Source organism: Pseudovibrio sp. WM33 (assembly GCF_001623165.1).
Taxonomy (GTDB): domain Bacteria; phylum Pseudomonadota; class Alphaproteobacteria; order Rhizobiales; family Stappiaceae; genus Pseudovibrio.
In genome coordinates, this window is sequence record NZ_LMCK01000043.1 from 1 (window position 1) to 2,505 (window position 2,505).

At 52.5% G+C, this 2,505-nt stretch carries 2 protein-coding genes and 1 pseudogene; all 3 read left to right on the forward strand.

Annotation, left to right across the window (positions count from 1 at the left end; translation table 11 throughout):
* Window positions 1-106: 106 nt before the first annotated feature.
* On the forward strand, window positions 107-613 hold the full coding sequence (locus PsWM33_RS08830; protein ID WP_082826939.1) for a hypothetical protein: 507 nt from the start codon (window positions 107-109) through the stop codon (window positions 611-613).
* Window positions 614-1,199: 586 nt separating this feature from the next.
* The gene (gene fbaA, locus PsWM33_RS08835) at window positions 1,200-2,270 is read left to right on the forward strand and encodes a class II fructose-bisphosphate aldolase (protein ID WP_063287890.1); all 1,071 of its coding nucleotides are present in this window, start codon (window positions 1,200-1,202) and stop codon (window positions 2,268-2,270) included.
* Window positions 2,271-2,327: 57 nt separating this feature from the next.
* Window positions 2,328-2,505, forward strand: a pseudogene (locus tag PsWM33_RS28395) (sugar kinase); the annotation flags it as partial.

Genomic DNA, 2,505 nt, shown 5'->3' on the forward strand with positions numbered 1-2,505 from the left:
TGATGATGCCGGATCAATTTTGAACGCTCATTGACAGCTGGCAGAGGAAAGTGCTGCCGATGCGGCTGCAACTGCAACTCCTGCATCGACAACCTCCACCCAACCAGTGGCAGCGGTTTCTCCCGAACTGACCAACCGCGTTGACGAGATTGAACGTAAACTGGCTGAGGTGATGCTGAAACAGCAGTTGCGCGAGCGTGTGACTGCCACCTCCCGCCGAGTTGACACAAAAGCCGTAGCACCAGCGAAAACTGTTGCTGCAGTACCCGCGGCTCAACCTGTTGCCCCGACACCTGCCATCAAAAGCGATCAGACCACCATTCAACTTGATCCCGGTCAGGGTGTTGAGGTGAAGCTGGTGATGAAGGCCGGCAAGAGTGCAGCGTTTCGCTGGACAGCAAACGGAGGCACATTGAACTTCGACACACACGGTGACGGGGGTGGTCGCTCCATCTCCTATGTGAAAGGACGCGGCGTGCCGCAGGATGAAGGACAGATCACGGCAGCATTTGATGGCAACCATGGTTGGTTCTGGCGTAACAGAACTAACAGCCCTGTTACTTTATCACTGCAAACACGCGGAGAATACGAGTCGTTTAAACGAATAAAGTAAGCGTCTCATCAAGTTGACCTAATCGTCAATTCGGGTGGTTTTTCTGTAGTGTCCCGGCAAAATGCCTGCAAAACCTAAAAATCACCCGGGTTTTCCCCTTAAGCGCACAATATTCGGCGACAATCTGTCATGGGGTTCAATACCTATTACTCGAGGTAATACTGATATATGTCTCGCCAAAGCGCTTTGGTACAAATAATATTGCAACTAACCCGCACGTTCCCCTCAGTTAGTTTGTGATTTGTCATTTGAGGGAATTTTAAATCGTTATAACGTGGTCAAACCACGCTTTCGTGCGATTGCATCAACTACGTATTCCTACTTATTTCATTCCAACGCATTTCGATGCACTTTCCCTTCAAATCTTTTTGCACCCGGTGAAAAGTTTTTCACCTGCAAGGTTTGCCGCCACCCTCGGCAAGCCTAATTCGGGGCCTTACTGCCAGCTATACCCCCTTTTAGCTGGTGCGTAACAACCGAACCACATGAGTAAAAGCGAAGTCCGTTCCCTGCTGTTATAGACAGCATTCCCTCCTCCCGGGCTTCGCTTTTTACTCACTCAACATGCGATCGGGAGACCTTTAAGGTGACGAAGCTGCGTCCAGGCGTCATTTTTGGCGAAGAATACAAAACCCTCATTCAGGCAGCACGCGAAGGGCAGTACGCTCTTCCAGCAGTAAACGTAGTTGGCTCCAACTCAATCAACGCAGTGCTCGAAGCTGCAGCAGCCAACAAATCCGACGTAATCGTACAGCTCTCAAACGGCGGCGCACAGTTCTATGCTGGAGCAGCCATGCCGGATAGCTTCCAGGCCCGTGTTCTTGGCGCGGTTTCCGCAGCCCAACACGTGCACCTGCTGGCAAAACACTACGGTGTTTGCGTTGTGCTCCACACAGACCACGCAAACCGTAAGCTGGTGCCTTGGCTGGAAGCTCTTATCTCGCACGGTGAAGACTACTTCCGTGCAAATGGTCGTCCACTCTTCACGTCTCACATGCTGGACCTTTCTGAGGAAACTCTGGAAGACAACCTGTCGGAAAGTGAACGCCTGCTGAAACGCATGGCTCCACTGCAGATGAGCCTTGAGATTGAACTCGGCTGCACCGGTGGTGAAGAAGACGGCGTTGGTTCCGACGACGACATCGGATCTGACAATCCGAAACTGTACACCCAGCCAGAAGACGTACTGGAAGCGTACAACCGCCTCGACCCACTGGGCCACTTCTCTGTGGCAGCATCCTTCGGCAACGTGCACGGCGTGTACAAGCCAGGCAACGTGAAGCTGCGCCCTGAGATTCTTCGTGAAAGCCAGAAACTGGTTCGCGAAACCCACGGTCTGGGTGAAAACCCACTGCCACTCGTGTTCCACGGTGGTTCCGGCTCTGAAAAAGCAAAAATCGCAGAAAGCCTGGGCTACGGCGTGTTCAAAATGAACATCGACACCGACACCCAGTTCGCATTCTCCGAACAGGCGGGCGCTTATGTGTTCGAAACGCCAAATGCGTTCAAACACCAGATCGACCCAGAGACCGGTGTCCCTTATAAGAAGGTCTACGATCCGCGCAAGTTGCTGCGTGAAGGTGAAAAAGGAATCGTCACTCGTTTGACAGAAGCCTTTGAAGACCTTCGCAGCACTGGTAAATCCCTGGCGCAGTAAGAATGACCTCACAGGCCACACGTTGGGGGTGTGGCCTGGACTTTAATGGAGTACAGGATGAAAGCGCTATTTATTGGCCAGTCCTATATTGACGTGACCTTTTTGTCAGAGACCATGCCGGAAGGTGATGAGAAGGCAATTGCTCAGGATTACGCCGTCAGCTTTGGTGGCAACGCTGTCACCGCGGCTTTCGTCTGCGCAAAGCTGGGCATCTCACCTGACCTGCTGTGCTCCA